Genomic DNA, 17,797 nt, shown 5'->3' on the forward strand with positions numbered 1-17,797 from the left:
AGGGCGCTTGTCCAACGTATTCCACAATCGCTCAAATGCAACCCGTGGCCTCGTTGCGCTGCCTCATGCCGGTGCCGATGCGTTTGCGTCAGGCCGCCCTCACCGTGTCGAGGAACTTGCCGACTTCGAGCTTGAGGCGGTTGCTGTCGCCGGCAAGCGACTGTGCCGCCGACAATACCTGCGACGAGGCCGACCCGGTTTCGCCGGCGCCGCGCTGCACGTCGGTAATGTTGGAACTGACTTGCTGGGTGCCCTGGGCGGCCTGCTGGACGTTGCGGGAAATCTCCTGCGTCGCCGCGCCCTGTTCTTCGACCGCGGCTGCAATGGTCGACGATATTTCCGACAGCCGTTCGATCGTGCCGCTTATTTCCTTGATGGCGTTGACGGATTCCTGCGTGGCGGCCTGGATGCCGGCGATCTGCTGGCCGATCTCGCCGGTGGCCTTTGCGGTCTGCTCGGCCAGGGCTTTCACCTCGGACGCAACGACCGCGAAGCCGCGGCCGGCGTCGCCGGCACGGGCTGCCTCGATCGTGGCATTCAGGGCCAGCAGATTGGTTTGTCCGGCAATGGTATTGATGAGTTCGACCACATCGCCAATCCGGCTTGCAGCCCTCGACAACTCGCTGACGCGATCGTTGGTGGTGCGGGCCTGGTCGACCGCCTCGCCCGCCATCCGCGCCGATTCCTGCACCTGACGGCTGATCTCGTTGACGGACGACGACAGTTCCTCGGTCGCGGAAGCCACCGACTGAACGTTGGTGGAGGCTTCCTCGGATGCCGCGGCGACGGCGGTGGCGACCTGCATGGAGCGATCCGCGGTCGTCGTCAGCGTGCCGGCCGAGGCTTCCAGTTCCGTTGCCGCCGACGATACGGTTTCGATGATCTCGCCGACCGCACCCTCGAAGCCGTCAGCGAGACTGACCATGTCGGAACGGCGCTGGACTGCCGCGCGTTTCTCCGTGGCTTTCAGTTCCTCGCGGTCGAAGCGAACGATGGCCTGCACCGTCTGCAGATTGCGCAGCGCCACGCCGATCTCGTCGTCACGCTCGACCGGAATCTGGCTATCGAGTTTTCCCTGTGTGATGTTCAGCATCGCGCCGTTGAGGCGTCCGATCGGCCGGACGATGGCCCGGATCGTTTGCCTGCCGAGCAGCCCGCCCAGCAGCAGGCCCGTGATCAGGAGAGCGGCAGAGATTGCGATCACAATGGAGTATTGGCGCTCGGCGGCGTCGTATTCCGCCCTGGCTTCCTTGACCTGGATCGCCACCAGTTTATCCAGATCCTGCTTGGCCAGTGCGAACAACTCGCTGGCTTTACCTGCCAGAAGCGCGCTCGCTTCGTCATACTTGCGATCCGCGAGCAGCGCGAGCGCGGGCCTGATGGCGTTCTCGACATAACTCTTCCGCTTCGACGTGAAGCTGTCGGCGGCGACCCTCTCTTCGGGAGTAAGATTGGTGGCCATATATGCGTTCCAGGTCCTGGAGATGGCCTCGATGTTTCCGGTGATCCTGCCGGCGATGTCGCCCACCGGCTTGCCGGCGCGGCCATTGGTGACGGCGTCGTACTGCGCCACGGTATTGTCCTTCATGCGGTCATTGATGTCGAACATCTGCGTCAGCGGCACCGCGCGGTCCTGGTAGATCGACTTCATCCGTGCATTGCTGTCCCGCGTCGCGAGAATGCCGGCAAGCCCGATGGTCAGCATGAAGAGCGCGAGGGTCCCCACCAGCGTCATCAATCTCGCATTCAGGGAGCCGGTGAAGAATGCGAGAAAGTCCAGCGGCGAGCGCCGGCGAATGATACCGGCGTCGACCCGGTAGCCTTGCGCCTTGTTCGCACGCAGCAGCGCGTACACATGTTCGGCTTCCTGCCGCTGCTCGGCGGGCAATTTGGTCCGGATCGAGGTGTAGCCGGTGACCTGCCCATTCTCCCGGATTGGAGAAGCGGTCGCCAGCACCCAATAGAAATCGCCGTTCTTGCGGCGGTTCTTTACCGCGCCGACCCACGGCTTGCCGGCCTGCAAGGTATCCCACAAATTCTGGAAAGCTTCCGGCGGCATGTCCGGGTGACGGATGATGTTGTGCGGCTGACCCATCAGCTCCGCTTCGGCAAAGCCCGAAGCCAGAACAAACTCTTCGTTGAAATAGGTCAGTCTTCCCTTGGTGTCCGTCCGCGAAACGATCAGCGTGGCGTCGGTGATGGGATATTCGACGCTGGTGACTGGGAGATTGCTGCGCATCGCCGTGCTCCGTGAGTCATAAAAAAAATCTATGAGATCAATAAGGCGGTACCGGTCCGCGCCGCCCGGCCACCAAAATTCCAGTTTGAGGTAAAAAACATCTTTATTGATGGTCGTAGTACTACTTATGAAGCTCAGAACATCTATTTGCGAGTGCGAACGAATCTCAGTTGCGGGCACCCCTTGAGGTTGAACAGTAAGGCACCGACTATTCGCATCGACACCCGGCGGTTCCGGGGGCAAGATGCAACCGTCAGTTACCTGCTTCGAAAGACCCTGCATCTCACGCGTGAAATAGTGTTTGAACTCGAAAGGAAATTATTATGCAATTGACCAGGAGATCGCTGGTATCCGCCGCGCTGGCCTGCGGTTTTGCGGCCTGCGCCGCAGCGCCGCTGACAGCAAATGCGCAGTCAACGACGTCCGCCGAGGCCCAGCAGATTGCGACGGACGCTTACATCTATGGATATTCGCTCATCACCACGGAGGTCACGCGCGTTCAAATGAGCAACGTGCCCAAGGTTGAGGGATTCACCAGCCCGACCGGGCAATTCGTCAACGTTCCACGCTATCCGCCGGTCGACTATCGCGGCGTTTCCGCGCCGAATGCGGACACGCTGTATTCGGTCACTTGGCTCGATCTGCACGAACCGCAGGTCTTCAGCCATCCAGACATGGGCAGCCGCTTCTATCTGTTCGAGATTACCGACCTGTGGATGTCGGATTCCGAGTCATCGCCGAGCAAGCGGACGGCCGATGGAAAGGCTGCCAACTATCTGTTTACCGGCCCCGGCTGGAAGGGCGAGGTGCCGTCGGGCATGAAGCACTTCCCGGTCGCGACGCGCTATATGGTCATTCTCGGCCGCACCTACGCCGATGGAACGGACGAGGATTACAAGACCGTCAATGCGCTGCAGGCGCAGTACAAGATCACGCCGCTCTCCGCTTGGGGAAAGCCCTACAATCCCGTGGCGCCGCCTGTGAACCCGAATCCGGGATTCAGCATGACCGACAAGCCACAGGCCGTCATTCTCGCAATGGGGACGGAGGGCTACTTCAACCTGATGGCTAAGCTGATGGGCGGAGCCGCCCCACCCGCAGCGGGCGACGCGCCGATGGTCGCAGCCATGGCGAGGATTGGCGTAGTTCCCGGCAAACCATTTGAGATGGCCAAACTCGATCCGGCTGTACAGGCTGCATTGAAGGACATACCGCAAGCCGCTCTGAAGAAGATCGAGGCCAACAAGGATCGCATGGGCGAGGTCGTGAATGGCTGGGTGGTTTCCAAGGGGCTTGGCACCTACGGCCCCGCGGATTACCTCAAACGCGCCACGGTAGCGGCCTTCGGTTGGCCCGCAAACCAGGAGCGTGATGCCGTCTACCCATATACCGAAATTGATTCTGCGGGCCAAAAACTGACCGGTGCCAACAAGTACACGTTGACGTTTGCCAAGGACGCGACGCCGCCGGTCAACGGTTTCTGGTCGATCACCATGTACATGATCGACGGGGGCTGGTGGTTTGTTCCCAATGCGCTCAACAAATTCACGGTCAGCCCGCGCGACAATCCGAAGCCCAACGCCGACGGGTCGCTTACGCTCTACTTCCAGAACGAGTCGCCGGGCAAGGACAAGGAAGCCAATTGGCTGCCGGCCCCGAAAGGGGACTTTCTGCCGATGATGCGGATGTACTGGCCCAAGGATACATCACCCTCGATCATCAACGGTTCGTGGAAGCCTCCGTCAGTCGTCAAGGTGAACTGACCATCTGACAAGCGCGGGCACGAGTCCCGGATTCGTGCCGGCATGAATTCCATCCGCAGTGTCGCGGAGCTGGAATCATGCCGGACGGATTTGCCTCCCATGCATGTCTCGCAGTGATCTGGCGGGACACCATCGGCAGCGCCGGCGGGCTAACCGCCCTTTCCCCTCGCTTCGCAACCTTCGAAACCTCCTTCCTCAATCCTTTCCCTCTTCCAGCAGCGCCTTGCGCACCTCCTTGAACTCCTGCAGCGAGGCCTTGTCGGCGCGCGGGAATTTCAGGTCGAGCTTTTCAAGTGCGGTAAGGATGGCCGAGCCGATTACCACCCGCGCGAACCATTTGTGGTCCGCCGGCACCACGTGCCACGGCGCCAGCGGCGTCGAGGTATGCCGCACGATGTCCTGATATACCGCCATGTATCTCGGCCACAGCGCGCGCTCGGTGATGTCGCCCATCGAGAATTTCCAGTTCTTGGCGGGCTGGTCCAGCCGCTCCAGAAAACGCTCGCGCTGTTCTTCCTTCGAGAGGTTGAGGAAGAATTTCAGCACCACCGTGCCGTTGCGCGCCAGATAACGCTCGAACGCGGTGATGTCCTCGAACCGCTCGTGGAAGATATTCTTGGTGACCAGCCTGGGCGGAAGCTTCTGCTTGTCCAGCAGCTCCGGATGCACCCGCGTCACCAGGCATTCCTCGTAATAGGAGCGATTGAAGATGCCGATGCGGCCCCGCTCCGGCAGCGCAATCGTGCTGCGCCACATGAAATCATGATCGAGTTCGTGAGAGGTCGGCTGCTTGAACGAATGGACGTCGCAGCCCTGCGGGTTGATGCCCTCGAATATGCTCTTGATCGCGCTGTCCTTGCCCGAGGCGTCCATGCCCTGGAAGATCAGCAGCAGCGACCAGCGGTCCTGGGCGTACAGCTTTTCCTGAAAATCGTTCAGCCGCTGCCGGTTGGCCTCGAGAATCTTGCCGGCCTTGTCCTTGTCGAGACCGCCCTTCTCATTGGTCTTGTGCGACTTCAGATGGAACTTGCCGGACCCGTCGTAACGAAACGGCGCCACGAACGGTTTCAGCTCATCGCTGAGGGACTGCGAGGACTTGTTGTTCATGGCTTCGGAAACTCCGGTTGGCTGGTCGGTGCGAACGGTACATGGCGCGCCTGTGCGACGCCAGACCCCGGCTCCGAACCGCCGTTGATGTGCGTCAAGGCACGCTTGGCGAACCGCGCTAACCCTCTGGCCTGGATATGCGAGGCGCAGCCGTGCTGAACAGACGAGAGCTGATGGGATTCGCGCTCGGCCTCGGCGCCGGAGCAGCGTTCTGGCCGACGCCCTCGGATGCTGCTTCCATGACGTACGACCAAGCCGTGCGATCGACATGGAGGCCGCTGCAGGCGACCCCGCGGGACCGCGAGCTGGTGCGCTATGCGAGCCTTGCCGCCAATAGTCACAACACGCAGCCCTGGATTTTTTCTGCCGCCGGCAACGAAGTAACTATCGCGCCGGATTTCGGCCGGAGATGTCCGGCGGTCGATCCCGACGATCATCATATCTTCGCCAGCCTGGGCTGCGCGGCCGAAAACCTCTCGCACGCCGCGGCGGCCCTGGGACTGCACGCGACGCCGGCGCTGGTCGACGACAAGGTCATCATCGGTCTCGAGCCGGCAGCTCCCGGCCGCTCGCCGCTGTTCGAAGCCATCGGCGCCCGGCAAAGCACCCGCGCCAAATATGACGGCCGATCCGTTTCGAGCGAAGCTCTCCGGCTGCTCGAAGCCGCCGGCCGCGAGCCCGGCACCTCGATGATCATCATCACCGACCGGTCCAGGATATCGACCGTGACCGACTATGTGTTGCAGGGAAACTCGGTGCAGATGCGCGACCGGGCATTCATGGATGAGCTCAAGAGCTGGCTGCGTTTCAGCGAGGCGGATGCCGTTGCCACCATGGACGGCCTGTTCTCACGTTCGTCCGGCAACCCCGCGGTGCCGGCGTGGCTGGCAAGGCCGCTCCTGAGAATGCTTTTTGCCGAAGCCGGCGAGAACAAGAAGTATCACGAGCATATTGAAAGCTCGGCGGGTGTCGCCGTGTTCGTCTCGGAAGCCAATGACAGGGCGCATTGGGTGGCCGCAGGCCGCGCCTGCCAACGCTTCGGCCTTCAGGCCACCGCGCTCGGACTGAAATACGCCTTCATCAATCAGCCGGTCGAAGTACCCGCGTTACGCAGCCAGTTCGCATCCTTCCTGGGCATCGGCGGTCGACGAGCCGATATCGTCGTGCGGTTCGGAACGGGACCCGAACTGCCAAAATCCCTGCGGCGGCCTCCGGAGCAGATCATGCGCGAGGCCGGATGAGGATTGCCGCTAGGCCGACGCGATCCGGCGCAGATCGGCGGCAAGATCATCGACGCGCTGGGGTTCGGCGTCCCAGGCGAACATGAAGCGGGCACCGCCGCCGATGAAGGTATAGAACCGCCAGCCGCGGTCGCGCAGCGCCGTCATCCGTTCGTCCACCATCCGAACGAACACCGCATTGGCCTGCACCGGAAACATGATCTCGAGCCCGGGCAACCCGGCGATCTGCTCCTGCAGGCGCCTGGCGCAGGCATTGCCATACTCGGCGTTGCGCAGCCAGGCCCCGGTCTCCAGCATGCCGACCCAGGGCGCCGACAGAAACCGCATCTTCGAGGCCAGCTGGCCGGCCTGCTTGCATCGGTAGTCGAAGTCTTCCGCCAGCTTGCGGTTGAAGAACAGGATGGCCTCGCCGGCAGCCATGCCGTTCTTGGTGCCGCCGAAGCAGAGCACGTCGACGCCGGCGCGCCAGGTCAAGTCGGCGGGGCTGCAGCCGAGACTGGCGCAGGCATTTGCGAAACGCGCGCCGCCCATGTGCAGACTGAGACCCAATTCGCGGCACACCGCCGAGATCGCCCGCAGCTCGTCCAGGCTATAGACCTGCCCGGTCTCGGTCGGCTGCGTCACCGTCACCACGCGGGGTTTCGGAAAATGGATATCGCTGCGGGCGGTTGCGATGGCGCGGATCGCCTCCGGCACCAGCTTGCCGCCGGCCGACGGCGCCACCAGCAGCTTCGAGCCGTTGGAAAAGAATTCCGGCGCGCCGCACTCATCGGTTTCGACATGCGCCGCGTCGGAGCAGATCACGCTGTGGTAGGACTGGCACAGCGATGCCAGCGCCAGTGAATTGGCTGCCGTGCCGTTGAAGACAAAGAACACCTCGCAATCGGTCTCGAACAGCGCGCGAAAGGCATCCGATGCCTTGGCGGTCCAGAGGTCGTCGCCATAGGCGGGCGCGTGGCCATGATTGGCATCGGCCATCGCCGCCCAGGCCTCCGGGCAGATTCCGGAATAATTGTCGCTGGCGAATTGCTGGGGTTCGCTGCTCATGCCGCATTGCCTCTTTCAATGAAGTCAGTCGCCGTAGATGGGGTATGGCGAGAATTGCGCTTCAATAAAGGCGGTGACGAAGCGCGGCATCGCCGCGGTGAGGTCGCCGACATCGCGCACCAGATGGATGGCGCAGAGTTCGGGCTCCTGCTGCCGGGCGAGGTTGGCCTCGATCCGCGCGCGCAGCGCTTCGCCCGGGGTATCGACGTTGAGGATCCGGATCATCGCGACTGACCTGCCGGAGACCACGCAATCCCAATGCGGATCGGCGCAGTAGTCGGCCGCGGACAGCCCGGTTTCCTCGGCGACTTCCCGCGCCACGCTGCCGGCCATGTCGACCGCGCCTTCGCTGATGTCGTCGAGATCGGGCGTTCCCGACGGAAAATAGATGCGCCCGGCATTGGCGGTGTGCTGGCCCATCTCGCCGAGCACGAAGGCGCCGTCGTTGCAGCGCAATGCGCCCATCCCGAAACCATTGAAGATATCACGGTCCGGAAAACCCCAGTCGCGCCAGGCCAGGAAAGAGGCAAAATCGGTCTCGAAATAACCGGCGCGAAAGCCTGCCGCGGTGAAGACGGGATGGCGCGCCAGCAGGATCCGGCCGTTCCAGATCTGCGGCTTCTCGCGTTGCTTGCCGGCGAAATGCGCCGATATCTCGGCGCCCCGCTCGGTCGCGAACGGCCACGACCAGGGCTGCACATCCAGTTCGAGCGTGGTGACCCGGTGAATAGCGATGGGCGTCATCGATGACGCCTACTTCGCACCGGTCCCCGTCGTCTTCTTCGCCTGTTCGACGAACCTGTTGGTGAAAGTCTTACTGAGGTCGATATTGGCCTTGGCAACCTCGGGCGAACTCTCGCTGAACACCGCGAGCACCGCGTCGGCGCCCTTGGGATCCATCAAGCCGGTTTTCGAATACATCGGAATCGTGTTCTTCAGCGCGGCGAGATAGAGTTCCTTGTTCTTGCCGACGATTTCCGGCGGCATCTTCGCCATGATTTCCTCCGGCGAATGCGAATGAATCCAGTCCAGCGTGTTGACGATCGCATTGGTGAGGCCCTGCGCCTCCTTCTCGTGCGATTTGACCCAGGCCGTCGTCGAGTAGAGCGAGCCGCCCGGATATTCGCCGCCGAACACGTCGAGCGTATCCTTCTGGGTGCGGGTATCGGAAAGGATGCGCAGATCCGGATAGCTGCCCTGCAGCACCGTGACCGAAGGATCGAGCATCACGGCCGCATCGATCTGGCCCTGCTGCATCGCCGCCACCGCGGTGGCGCCGAGGCCGACGCCGATCACGGCGACATCAGAGGCGGCGACGCCGTTTTTCTTCAAGAGGTACTTCAGGAAGAAGTCGGTCGAGGAACCCGGCGCACTGACGCCGACCTTCTTGCCGGCGAGATCCTTGATCGATTTGACCTTGTCGTTATGCGAGGGGGCTACCACCAGCACCAGCCCCGGATAACGATCGTAGACGACGAAGGACTGCAGTTCCTGCTTCTTGGCGGCGAGGTTGACGCAGTGGTCGAAATAGCCGGAAACCACGTCGGCGCTGCCACCGAGCACCGCCTTCAGCGCATCCGAACCGCCCTTGAGGTCGACCAGTTCGACGGCCAGGCCGGCCTTTTCGTACTCGCCAAGCTGTTTTGCCAGCACGGTCGGCAAATAGCACAGGCAGGCGCCGCCGCCGATCGCAACGGTGACCTTGGTTTGCGCCACCGCAAGGCCGGATGTCAGCACCAGCGCGACAACGGCTCCGGCCAGCCTGCCCAACATCTTCCGCATGATATCCTCCGTGCATTCATCGGTTGCGCGCACGATAGAGCAGTGCGCATCGCTTGAGAAGCTTGTTATGCCGCCTCCACGTCATTGCGAGCGCGGCGAAGCAATCCATTTCTCAGCAAAAAGAAAGAATGGATTGCTTCGTCGAATGGATTGCTTCGTCGCATCCGCCTTCGCCCGAAGGCGGGCTTCGGCGGACAAGAGTGCTCCTCGCAATGACGCTGAGAAAGCCCTGCACACGTCCTTCAGCCGTGGCCTGCGGCGCCGTCCGGCCGCCAGACCAGCAACCGCCGCTCGACGAAGGTCACCAGCAGATCAATCAGAATGACGAAAGCGGACAGCACGAACATGCCCGCGAAAACCGCGGCGACGTCGAAGATCCCTTCGGCCTGCTGGATCAGGTAGCCGAGCCCCGCCGCCGAGCCCAGATATTCGCCGACCACGGCGCCGACCACGGCAAAGCCGACCGAGGTGTGGAGGGAGGAGAACATCCACGACAGCGCCGACGGCCAGTAGACATGCCGGGTCAATTGCCGTTCGCTCATGCCGAGCATGCGGCCATTGGCGAGCACGGTCGGGCTGACCTCCTTGACGCCCTGGTAGACGTTGAAGAACACGATGAAGAACACCAGGGTGACCCCGAGTGCGACCTTGGACCAGATGCCGAGCCCGAGCCACAGCGCAAAGATCGGCGCCAGCACCACGCGCGGCAGCGCGTTGGCCATCTTGATATAGGGATCGAAAACCGCCGCCACCCGCGGCTGGCGCGCGAACCAGAAGCCGACCACGATGCCGGCCACCGAGCCGATCGTAAAGGCGAGCACCGACTCCAGCAGCGTGATCAGGAGATGCTTCCAGATCACGCCCCGCACGAACCAGTCGACGATCTGGCTGGCGACATCCACCGGGTTGGAGAAGAAGAACGGCGGCAGCAGGACGCGGCCGAAGATCGGCACGGTGGTGAGGAACTGCCACAGCGCGAGGGCGACCACGGCAACCATCAACTGGCACAGCAGCAGAACGGGCCGGCTCATCATGCGACCTCCGCCGGCGCCTGCGACGACTGCGCATAGCCCTTCATCACCTCGTCCTTCAGCACGCTCCAGATCTCCTTGTGCAGCGCGTGAAACTCCTTTTCCATGCGGACCTCTGAAATGTCGCGCGGGCGGGCGAGCGGCACCCGCCAGTCGCCGATGATGCGCGCGCCCGGCCCCGCCGACATGATCACGACGCGGTCAGCCAGCGCGATCGCCTCCTCCAGATCGTGGGTCACGAACAGCACCGCCTTGCGGTCGGCGTTCCATAGTTCCAGCAACAGATTGCCCATGATCTGCCGGGTCTGGGCGTCGAGCGGCCCGAACGGCTCGTCCATCAGCAGGATCTTGGGATCACGGATCAGCACCTGGGCGAGGCCGACGCGCTTGCGCTGGCCGCCCGACAGCATGTGCGGATAGCGGCCCGCGAAGGCGCCGAGGCCGACCGAGGTCAGCCAGCCCTGTGCGCGCTCCAGCGCCTGGGCGCGCGGCGCGCCCTTGATCTCGAGCCCGATGGCGACGTTGTCGATCGCGGTCTTCCAGGGGAACAGGGCATCGGCCTGAAACAGGTAGCCGGCGTCCTTGTTGAGCCCGGTCAGCGGCTGGTCGAAGATGCGGATTGCGCCCGAGGCTGGCTTGAGCAGCCCGGCAGCGACGTTGAGCAGGGTCGACTTTCCGCAGCCGGTGGGCCCGACAATGGCGACGAACTCGCCATGCTCGACCGAAAGACTGGCCTGCTCGACCGCGGTATAGACCCTGTTATCGGCCAGCCGGAACGCCACTGTCGCGTCATCCAGCGCGACCGCCGTCGGCTTTGTGGTATCCACCGTGTCCCCTCCAGGTTTGCATGATGCCTTAGCGTCTGCGAAGGATAAGTTCAACGCGGCACGGCGGCGTGGTAGGCCTTCACCTCGTAAGGAACCTCGCCTTGGGTCGCAGCTGAATGCAGACACCCCTGATCGCCTTCGCACATGTCGGCAAGAGCTTTGCCGGCGGCCGCGGCGCGCAACCGGTTCGGGCGGTGGACGATGTCTCGCTCGCGGTCGCCGAGGGTGAATTTCTCGCCATTGTCGGCGGCTCCGGCTCCGGCAAGACCACGCTGCTGCGGCTGGCGAACCGGCTGATCGAGGCCGACCACGGCACGATCACGGTCGAGGGCGAGGACGTCCGCAGCGTCGATCCGATCCAGCTGCGCCGCCGCATCGGCTATGTGTTCCAGAGCGGTGGACTGTTCCCGCATTTCAGCGTGGCCGGCAATATCGGGGTCACGCCGAAACTGATCGGCACGCCGCCGCACGACATTGCGGCGCGGGTGGACGAATTGCTCGATCTGGTGCGGCTCGACCGCACGCTGTACCGCGACCGCTTTCCGCATGAATTGTCGGGCGGGCAGCGCCAGCGCGTCGGCGTCGCCCGCGCGCTGGCGGCAAAGCCGCGCATCGTGCTGATGGACGAGCCGTTCGGCGCGCTCGATCCCCTCACCCGCGACGCGCTCGGCGACGATTATCGCGACCTGCACCGCAAGCTCAAGCTGACCACGGTCATGATCACCCATGACATGACCGAAGCGATCCTGCTGGCCGACCGCATCGCGGTGATGCGCGGCGGAAAATTGCTGGCGCAGGGCACGCCGGCGCAGCTTTCGCGCAGCGGTGACGCTTACGTCGGCGAATTGCTGCGCACGCCGCGAAGGCAGGCCGAGCGGCTCAACGAATTGCTGCCGCGGGATGATTCGGCATGAGCTTGTTCTCCGATCCACGCTGGGGCGAGGCGCTTGCCCATCTGCCGGATTATCTCGGCAATCATGTCCGCGTCTCCGTCACCGCGCTGGCACTCGGGCTCGCTGTCAGCCTGCCCCTCGCGATTGCGGTACGCCATCGTCCGGTGCCGCGCGGCGCGCTGCTCGGTCTCGCCAGCATCGTGCAAACCGTGCCGGGGCTGGCGCTGTTGGCGCTGTTCTATCCGCTGCTGCTGGCGCTCGCGGCACTGTCGCTGTCGTGGTTCGGCGTTGGCTTTTCCGCCTTCGGATTCTTGCCGGCCGTGCTGGCGCTGGCGCTGTATTCGATGCTGCCGGTGCTGCGCAACACCATCACCGGCCTTGGCGGCGTCGATCCCGCGATAACAGAGGCCGCCCAGGGCGTCGGCATGACGCCGCGGCAGTCGCTGTTCCAGGTCGAGCTGCCGCTGGCGCTGCCGGTGATGATGGCGGGCATCCGCACCGCGGCGGTCTGGGTGATCGGCACCGCGACGCTGTCGACCCCGATCGGGCAGACCAGCCTCGGCAACTACATCTTCGCGGGGCTGCAGACCCAGAACTGGGTGTTCGTGCTGTTCGGCTGCCTTGCCGCCGCGGTGCTGGCGCTTGCGGTCGATCAACTGCTGGCGCTGATCGAGGCGGGTATCCGCCACCGCAGCCGGCTGCGCGCGCTGGCGGGCGGCATCGGCATCGCGGCGCTGGTGGCGGCTACGCTGGTGCCGTCGGTGGCGCGTTCGCCGACGAGCGTTGTCGTCGGCGCCAAAACCTTTGCCGAGCAGTATGTGCTGTCGGCGTTGATGGCGCAGCGGCTGCGCGCGGCGGGGTTTTCCGCCAGTTCGCGCGAGGGCCTCGGCTCCAACGTGATCTTCGAGGCGCTGGCGGCAGGCGATATCGACGTCTATGTCGACTATTCCGGCACGTTGTGGGCCAACCAGTTTCACCGTACCGACATCAAGCCGCGCGGGGAACTGCTGGCCGAGTTGAAAGCCACGCTGGCGCGGCAGAACGTCACGCTGCTGGGCGAACTCGGTTTTGAGAACGCCTATGCGCTGGTGATGCCGCGCAAGCGCGCCGAGGAAAAGGGCATTCGCTCGATCTCCGATCTCGCCGCGCATGCCGCAACGATGTCGATGGCAGCGGATTACGAATTCTTCTCGCGGCCGGAATGGGCGGGCCTGCAGAAGGCCTATGGGCTGAAATTTCGCACGCAGCGCCAGATGCAGCCGGATTTCATGTATGCCGCGGCCGCCTCCGGCGAGGTCGACATCATCGCCGGCTATACCAGCGACGGGCTGATCGCCAAATACGACCTGGTGGTGCTGGGCGATAGCAAACACGCGATCCCGCCCTACGACGCCATCATCCTGCTGGCGCCGAAGCGCGCCAAGGACGAGGCGCTGCGCGCGGCGCTGGCGCCGTTGCTGGGCCGGATCGACATCGCCACCATGCGAGAGGCCAATCTGCGCGCCGCCGGCGGCGACGGCGCATCGTCGCCCGATGCGGTGGCGCGCTGGCTGTGGGACAAGGTCGGGAAGTAGGTAGGGATCGTGGGGTGGGCAAAGGCAACGGGTGCGCGAATGCGCGCGCGATGGCGTGGCCACCATTTTCGCAGCCGACAAGAGATGGTGGGCACGGCGCAAGCGCGCCTTTGTCCACCCTACGCAGTCACGCAGCTAACGCTTGGGCTTATGGGTCCCTGCTTTCGCGGGAGCGGCGGCGGCAGGCGCGACGGCGGGAGCGTTGGGATCAATCGTGGTTCCAACAGTCATGAGGTGGACCCGCTGGTTGGCAGGCGACGCAGGGCGGGCGCTGTCCAGCAACTGCTCCTCGCCGAGACCGAGCGACTGCAGCCGCTTCGGGTTGATCTTGAAGGTGTTGATCAGCACTTCACGGATCACGTCGGCCCGCCGCTGGCTCAGCGACAGGTTGATGTCGCGCCGGCCGGTCGAGACGGTGTGCCCGACGATCAGGAATTTATATCCGAGCAGCGAGGGATGGGTGAGCGTATCGGCGATCCGTCCCAGCACCCGGTAAGACTCCGGCCGAACCACGGCAGCGTCGGCATCGAACTGAATGTCGGCCACCAGCTGCGGCAGCTTGAGCAAATGCGGGGCGACCAGCGGCCGCTTGAGCGACTGCGTATCGGCCCTTGATTTGACGCGCTCGGTGGCCTGATGCCGCAGGGCGACGACGTCCAGATCCGGCGCGGTTTCGAGGCCGGCCAGCCGCTTGACCCAGTCTTCCGAGCTGCTGGCCGCCGGTGCCTGGGCCTGCGCTGGCCACACCGCACAGCCGAGCAGCGCGACCACCAGCAACCCGATACGGCCCAGGCATTGGCTTGTCCGTCGCATCAGCGATACCCCGCTTCGGTGACGGACTTGTTGCAATTGATGCCGATGCCGCGTGGCCCGGCGATCAGGCACTCCAGGGCCCTGGTGCGATCGGCCTTGTCAGTGACCCCGCACAATTTGACGATGTCGCGCTCGCAGAGCTTGAAGACGGCGGCGCGCGCGGCGACCCGCTTCTGGATCGCTGCGAACGCCATGCCGTAGTCGCTCTTGCACTGCGGCGACAGCACATCCTGGTTGCGCGACAGGCAGTCCTTCATGCGCGTGGGGTCGAGATTGACGCCGCGGCAATTGGCCTCGATATCCTTGGCGCAGCTGGCCCCCAGCAGGGCCGCCGAGTCCTCGAATTTCATGGTCTCCGCCAGCGCCGGGGAGCAGGCGGCGACGGCGAGCAACAGCAATATCGGTCGAATCCAGTTCATGGGCTCATCTCATAGGATGGTGGCGCCCACGGTCAAGCCTCGCCGCGGGAAAATGACAGGGATGGAGGCGTCACCACGACGCAGGCGCCGGAGGGCCGAATGCTCCCAATTCGTCATGCCCGGGCTTGTCCCGGGCATCCACGTCTTCGCTCCGGTTTAGCAAGAAAGGCGTGGATGGCCGGGCGTAGGCGAGCGCAAGCGACACCGTCCTTCGGACGGCTATGCCCGGCCATGACGAAAAAGGGAGTCGCCTCAAGCGAAGGCCGTCGCCAGGAAGGCGGCGAGGATGCCGCCGATCAGGAGAAATTTCACCGCGTAATAGACGCGCTTGTTCCAGGCCTTCATCCGCTTGCCCACCAGCCGCACCTGATAGACGGAGCCGAAGACCCGGTTCAGCCAGCCGATGTGCTCGCCATCCTCGTTCTGGGTGGCACTCTCGTTGATGATGTGCTTGGAGACCCAGCGATTGACCGCGGTCATGGCGCGGGTGCGCAGCGGTCGTTCGACATCGCAGAACAGGATGATGCGGTCGTCGCTGGTGGTGTTCTCGGCGTAGTGCAGATAGGTCTCGTCGAACAGCAGACCCTTGCCCTCGTGCCAGTAGTGCGGTTCGCCGTCGATCACGATCCGGCATTCGCCGGGCGATTTCGGCACGACCAGTCCCATGTGATAACGCAGCGAGCCGGCATAGGGGTCGCGGTGCTGCACCAGTTTGCCGCCGGGCGGCAGGGTGGCGAACATCGCGCCCTTGATGTTGGGAATGGAGTTCAGGAGTTCGACGGTCTTCGGGCAATTGGCCAGCGCCGACGGCAGCGCCGCGCCGTACCATTTCAGGTAAAACCGCTTCCATCCGGTGCGGAAGAACGAATTGAAACCCCAGTCGTTGTACTTGTCCGCGGCCTTGATCTGGCCCTGTGCGAACAGCACCATCGCCTCGTCGCGGATCGGCTCCCAGTTGTCGCGCAGAACTTTGAGTTCCGGGATCGAATCCTCGTCCAGGATGGGCCGGTTCGGCACCGCCGAGAACAGGTACATCAGCACATTGTAGGGCGCCATGATGGTGGAATGGTCGGTGAGCTGCCGCCAGAACCCAAGCCGTACCTTGCCGCGAAAGTGCACGGCCAGCGCCGAGCCAATGAAAGCCCAGAGCACGAGAAACTGCGGCGCGAACAGACGCATCACCATGGCGAAAAACCCGGAAAAAGAAGCCTTCCAATGCTCCAACGGTAGCAGGTTTGCCCCGCCACGCTCAAGGCCGCCGGCCACCCTGTCCGCTGGAACTCCGCCGGCAAATTGGGCCTCGCCCTACAGTCCCCGCACCAGGCCGGCGTCGATCAGCAGCCGGTTGAAGCGGCGGGCTTCCGCGCCGCCCCTGCAGGCATAGAACTGGCCTTTGCAGCGCAACATGATCTTTTTCTGTTCCGCGAAGGACGGATCGAGCGGGACGCCGGCGGCGTCCTGGACCACGATCGGGATATAGGCCGCATCGAGCGTTTCGAGCGCCGACGACAGATCGGGGGGTGAGAAGTTGATGCCGTCGAGCGCATAGTAGGTCGAGAAGTAGCGCGGATCCGCCGCCATCAGGCGCTGCGCCAGCACCTTTCGGTCGATGCCGGGCTCAAGCAGTTTCTGCGAGATGGCCGGCTGGTGGTCGCCGAAACGCAGCACCATGAACGACTGGTCCGGATAGTCGCGCGCCAGCCGGGCAGTGAAATCGGCGTAGTCCTTCGCCGTCATAACCTGGCGGCGAATGTATTCATCGGTCTCCGCGGTGTTGCCCGGCGGCGTCCAGTCCGGCGTCAGATCGGGCCGGTAGACGCTGGTCCACGGGAAATGATTGGCGGTTAGGTACACGAACATGAAGACCGGCGACTGCGACGGCTGCTGGGCAGCAAACACTTTCAGGGCCTGGTCGAAGTAGAATTTGTCGGTCTGCATGTCCTCGTTGACGCCCATATCCGCCATGTCGATGAAATGGCCGACGCCGGCGCCCTTCTGGAAGGCGCGCGCGCCGAGGAAATTCCCATAGGTCGGATAGAGCGAGAAGGTCTTGTAACCGCAGCGCTTCAGCGCCTGCGGCAGTCCGCGCGCGACCCGGCCGGCGGCGATTCGGGTGACGTAGAATTTCAGATCGCCGAACGATCGCGCCGACATCCCGCTCAGCACGTTGAACTCGGTGTACCAGGTCGGACCGCCGGTCGCCTCGGCGATCATGGTGCGCCTGTTACCGTCGATCGACTTGAAGAAGTCGGTGTATCCCTCGGGCACCTTGACGCCGGGGGCGGCGGTGACATCGAAGCTCGACTCGTCGAGCAGCATGATGATGTGCGGCCGCTTCACCGTGGTGTCGCAATCCTCGCCCGGCGGCAGCGCCGGACGGCCGGCGGCGTGGGCTCGCGGGGTCAGGCCGCGCGCAGCCGGATCGGCCTCGATCCATCCCGTCGAGGTCAGCCGCGACACCGCCACCACGCCGGAGCGCGCGAGGTTGGAGATATGATTGACGCCCTGGAACGGCTCCCATGGCTGCTCGGGCGCCGACACCGACATCACCGACATCAACAGGGTTGTTGCGGCAAGCACCGCCAGCGAAAGACGACGGCCCACGCGAAAAGGATCGCAGCGCCAGACCAGCCACAATACCGGGACGGCGAGAACCGCCGCCACAATCAATTGCGTCCGCAACGGCGGAAACACCGAAAGCAGGAACGAGAAGGTGTCGCGATCGACGATCAGGAAATCGAGGAAGGTCAGCGACAGCTGCAGAATGTCGAACTTGAAGCGCGACATCACGATCAGCAGCACCACCAAAGCCAGCGCCAGCGCCGCCGAAACGCCCGGTCGCGGCAGCACCAGCAGGAACAGGCAATTGAAGAAGATCCACGCCAGCACCGACAGCGTGATCGCAAAGGGTCCGTATTCCCAGGCCAGCAGGACAGCCAACGCCGCAAGATGAAGTGCTGCAAGCACGCCAACGCCGACATGGAACCGGACGCCGCGCACGGCAGCGCCGGTCGGGCCCGCTCCGGTTTCGGTTTCGGCGGAGGCCGGCATGTCCACCTCC

Annotated in this window: 15 protein-coding genes; 4 read left to right on the forward strand and 11 right to left on the reverse strand. The window is 63.9% G+C overall.

What is annotated here, in order from left to right; all coding sequences use genetic code 11:
- Nucleotides 1-88: 88 nt before the first annotated feature.
- Nucleotides 89-2,239: a methyl-accepting chemotaxis protein gene (locus Q7U29_RS24345; RefSeq protein ID WP_304745608.1), complete on the reverse strand. Its 2,151-nt coding sequence runs from the start codon at nt 2,237-2,239 to the stop codon at nt 89-91.
- A gap of 323 nt (nt 2,240-2,562) precedes the next feature.
- Here Q7U29_RS24345 and Q7U29_RS24350 point away from each other — a divergent pair, with 323 nt between their 5' ends.
- Nucleotides 2,563-4,002, forward strand: coding sequence for a DUF1254 domain-containing protein (locus tag Q7U29_RS24350; protein WP_304745610.1), 1,440 nt, complete (start codon nt 2,563-2,565; stop codon nt 4,000-4,002).
- Nucleotides 4,003-4,197: 195 nt separating this feature from the next.
- Here Q7U29_RS24350 and Q7U29_RS24355 read toward each other — a convergent pair whose 3' ends face one another.
- Nucleotides 4,198-5,109 (reverse strand): polyphosphate kinase 2 family protein, encoded by a 912-nt coding sequence (locus Q7U29_RS24355; RefSeq protein WP_304745612.1) that lies wholly within the window; start codon nt 5,107-5,109, stop codon nt 4,198-4,200.
- Nucleotides 5,110-5,261: 152 nt separating this feature from the next.
- Here Q7U29_RS24355 and Q7U29_RS24360 point away from each other — a divergent pair, with 152 nt between their 5' ends.
- Nucleotides 5,262-6,350 carry a Tat pathway signal protein gene (locus tag Q7U29_RS24360; RefSeq protein WP_304745614.1) on the forward strand — a complete coding sequence of 363 codons (1,089 nt, stop codon included), beginning with the start codon at nt 5,262-5,264 and terminating at the stop codon, nt 6,348-6,350.
- 9 nt (nt 6,351-6,359) lie between these two features.
- Here Q7U29_RS24360 and Q7U29_RS24365 read toward each other — a convergent pair whose 3' ends face one another.
- The 5 genes from Q7U29_RS24365 to Q7U29_RS24385 form a co-directional block, all read right to left on the reverse strand.
- Nucleotides 6,360-7,397: a low specificity L-threonine aldolase gene (locus Q7U29_RS24365; RefSeq protein WP_304745616.1), complete on the reverse strand. Its 1,038-nt coding sequence runs from the start codon at nt 7,395-7,397 to the stop codon at nt 6,360-6,362.
- 24 nt (nt 7,398-7,421) lie between these two features.
- On the reverse strand, nt 7,422-8,141 hold the full coding sequence (locus Q7U29_RS24370) for an NUDIX hydrolase (RefSeq protein ID WP_304745617.1): 720 nt from the start codon (nt 8,139-8,141) through the stop codon (nt 7,422-7,424).
- 9 nt (nt 8,142-8,150) lie between these two features.
- Nucleotides 8,151-9,179, reverse strand: coding sequence for an ABC transporter substrate-binding protein (locus Q7U29_RS24375; RefSeq protein ID WP_304745619.1), 1,029 nt, complete (start codon nt 9,177-9,179; stop codon nt 8,151-8,153).
- Nucleotides 9,180-9,421: 242 nt separating this feature from the next.
- On the reverse strand, nt 9,422-10,210 hold the full coding sequence (locus Q7U29_RS24380) for an ABC transporter permease (protein WP_304745621.1): 789 nt from the start codon (nt 10,208-10,210) through the stop codon (nt 9,422-9,424).
- A complete protein-coding gene (locus Q7U29_RS24385) occupies nt 10,210-11,037 on the reverse strand; it encodes an ABC transporter ATP-binding protein (protein ID WP_304745623.1) in 828 nt (275 codons plus the stop codon). The genes Q7U29_RS24380 and Q7U29_RS24385 overlap by 1 nt, the downstream gene beginning before the upstream one ends.
- Before the next feature lie 116 nt (nt 11,038-11,153).
- Between Q7U29_RS24385 and Q7U29_RS24390 the strand changes: the two genes are divergently transcribed.
- Together Q7U29_RS24390 and Q7U29_RS24395 are read left to right on the forward strand one after the other, a co-directional pair.
- Complete coding sequence (locus Q7U29_RS24390) at nt 11,154-11,951, forward strand: ATP-binding cassette domain-containing protein (RefSeq protein ID WP_304745625.1); 798 nt, start codon at nt 11,154-11,156, stop codon at nt 11,949-11,951.
- Nucleotides 11,948-13,504: an ABC transporter permease/substrate-binding protein gene (locus Q7U29_RS24395; RefSeq protein ID WP_304745627.1), complete on the forward strand. Its 1,557-nt coding sequence runs from the start codon at nt 11,948-11,950 to the stop codon at nt 13,502-13,504. The genes Q7U29_RS24390 and Q7U29_RS24395 overlap by 4 nt, the downstream gene beginning before the upstream one ends.
- A gap of 135 nt (nt 13,505-13,639) precedes the next feature.
- Here Q7U29_RS24395 and Q7U29_RS24400 read toward each other — a convergent pair whose 3' ends face one another.
- From Q7U29_RS24400 to Q7U29_RS24415, 4 genes are all read right to left on the reverse strand, one after another.
- Nucleotides 13,640-14,317, reverse strand: a complete 678-nt coding sequence (locus Q7U29_RS24400) for an OmpA family protein (RefSeq protein ID WP_304745629.1) — start codon at nt 14,315-14,317, stop codon at nt 13,640-13,642.
- Nucleotides 14,317-14,736 carry a hypothetical protein gene (locus Q7U29_RS24405; protein WP_304745631.1) on the reverse strand — a complete coding sequence of 140 codons (420 nt, stop codon included), beginning with the start codon at nt 14,734-14,736 and terminating at the stop codon, nt 14,317-14,319. The genes Q7U29_RS24400 and Q7U29_RS24405 overlap by 1 nt, the downstream gene beginning before the upstream one ends.
- A 252-nt stretch (nt 14,737-14,988) precedes the next feature.
- A complete protein-coding gene (locus Q7U29_RS24410; RefSeq protein WP_304745633.1) occupies nt 14,989-15,921 on the reverse strand; it encodes an aspartyl/asparaginyl beta-hydroxylase domain-containing protein in 933 nt (310 codons plus the stop codon).
- A gap of 120 nt (nt 15,922-16,041) precedes the next feature.
- Nucleotides 16,042-17,787, reverse strand: coding sequence for a sulfatase-like hydrolase/transferase (locus tag Q7U29_RS24415; RefSeq protein WP_304745635.1), 1,746 nt, complete (start codon nt 17,785-17,787; stop codon nt 16,042-16,044).
- Between the last annotated feature and the right edge of the window lie 10 nt (nt 17,788-17,797).

The organism is Bradyrhizobium sp. (assembly GCF_030654605.1).
Lineage (GTDB): Bacteria > Pseudomonadota > Alphaproteobacteria > Rhizobiales > Xanthobacteraceae > Bradyrhizobium.

Coding starts and splice junctions, on each gene's coding strand:
- Q7U29_RS24345 (WP_304745608.1), bottom strand. CDS start 2,239: ATGCGCAGCAATCTCCCAGTCACCAGCGTCGAATATCCCATCACCGAC.
- Q7U29_RS24350 (WP_304745610.1), top strand. CDS start 2,563: ATGCAATTGACCAGGAGATCGCTGGTATCCGCCGCGCTGGCCTGCGGT.
- Q7U29_RS24355 (WP_304745612.1), bottom strand. CDS start 5,109: ATGAACAACAAGTCCTCGCAGTCCCTCAGCGATGAGCTGAAACCGTTC.
- Q7U29_RS24365 (WP_304745616.1), bottom strand. CDS start 7,397: ATGAGCAGCGAACCCCAGCAATTCGCCAGCGACAATTATTCCGGAATC.
- Q7U29_RS24370 (WP_304745617.1), bottom strand. CDS start 8,141: ATGACGCCCATCGCTATTCACCGGGTCACCACGCTCGAACTGGATGTG.
- Q7U29_RS24375 (WP_304745619.1), bottom strand. CDS start 9,179: ATGCGGAAGATGTTGGGCAGGCTGGCCGGAGCCGTTGTCGCGCTGGTG.
- Q7U29_RS24380 (WP_304745621.1), bottom strand. CDS start 10,210: ATGAGCCGGCCCGTTCTGCTGCTGTGCCAGTTGATGGTTGCCGTGGTC.
- Q7U29_RS24390 (WP_304745625.1), top strand. CDS start 11,154: ATGCAGACACCCCTGATCGCCTTCGCACATGTCGGCAAGAGCTTTGCC.
- Q7U29_RS24395 (WP_304745627.1), top strand. CDS start 11,948: ATGAGCTTGTTCTCCGATCCACGCTGGGGCGAGGCGCTTGCCCATCTG.
- Q7U29_RS24400 (WP_304745629.1), bottom strand. CDS start 14,317: ATGCGACGGACAAGCCAATGCCTGGGCCGTATCGGGTTGCTGGTGGTC.
- Q7U29_RS24405 (WP_304745631.1), bottom strand. CDS start 14,736: ATGAACTGGATTCGACCGATATTGCTGTTGCTCGCCGTCGCCGCCTGC.
- Q7U29_RS24410 (WP_304745633.1), bottom strand. CDS start 15,921: ATGGTGATGCGTCTGTTCGCGCCGCAGTTTCTCGTGCTCTGGGCTTTC.
- Q7U29_RS24415 (WP_304745635.1), bottom strand. CDS start 17,787: ATGCCGGCCTCCGCCGAAACCGAAACCGGAGCGGGCCCGACCGGCGCT.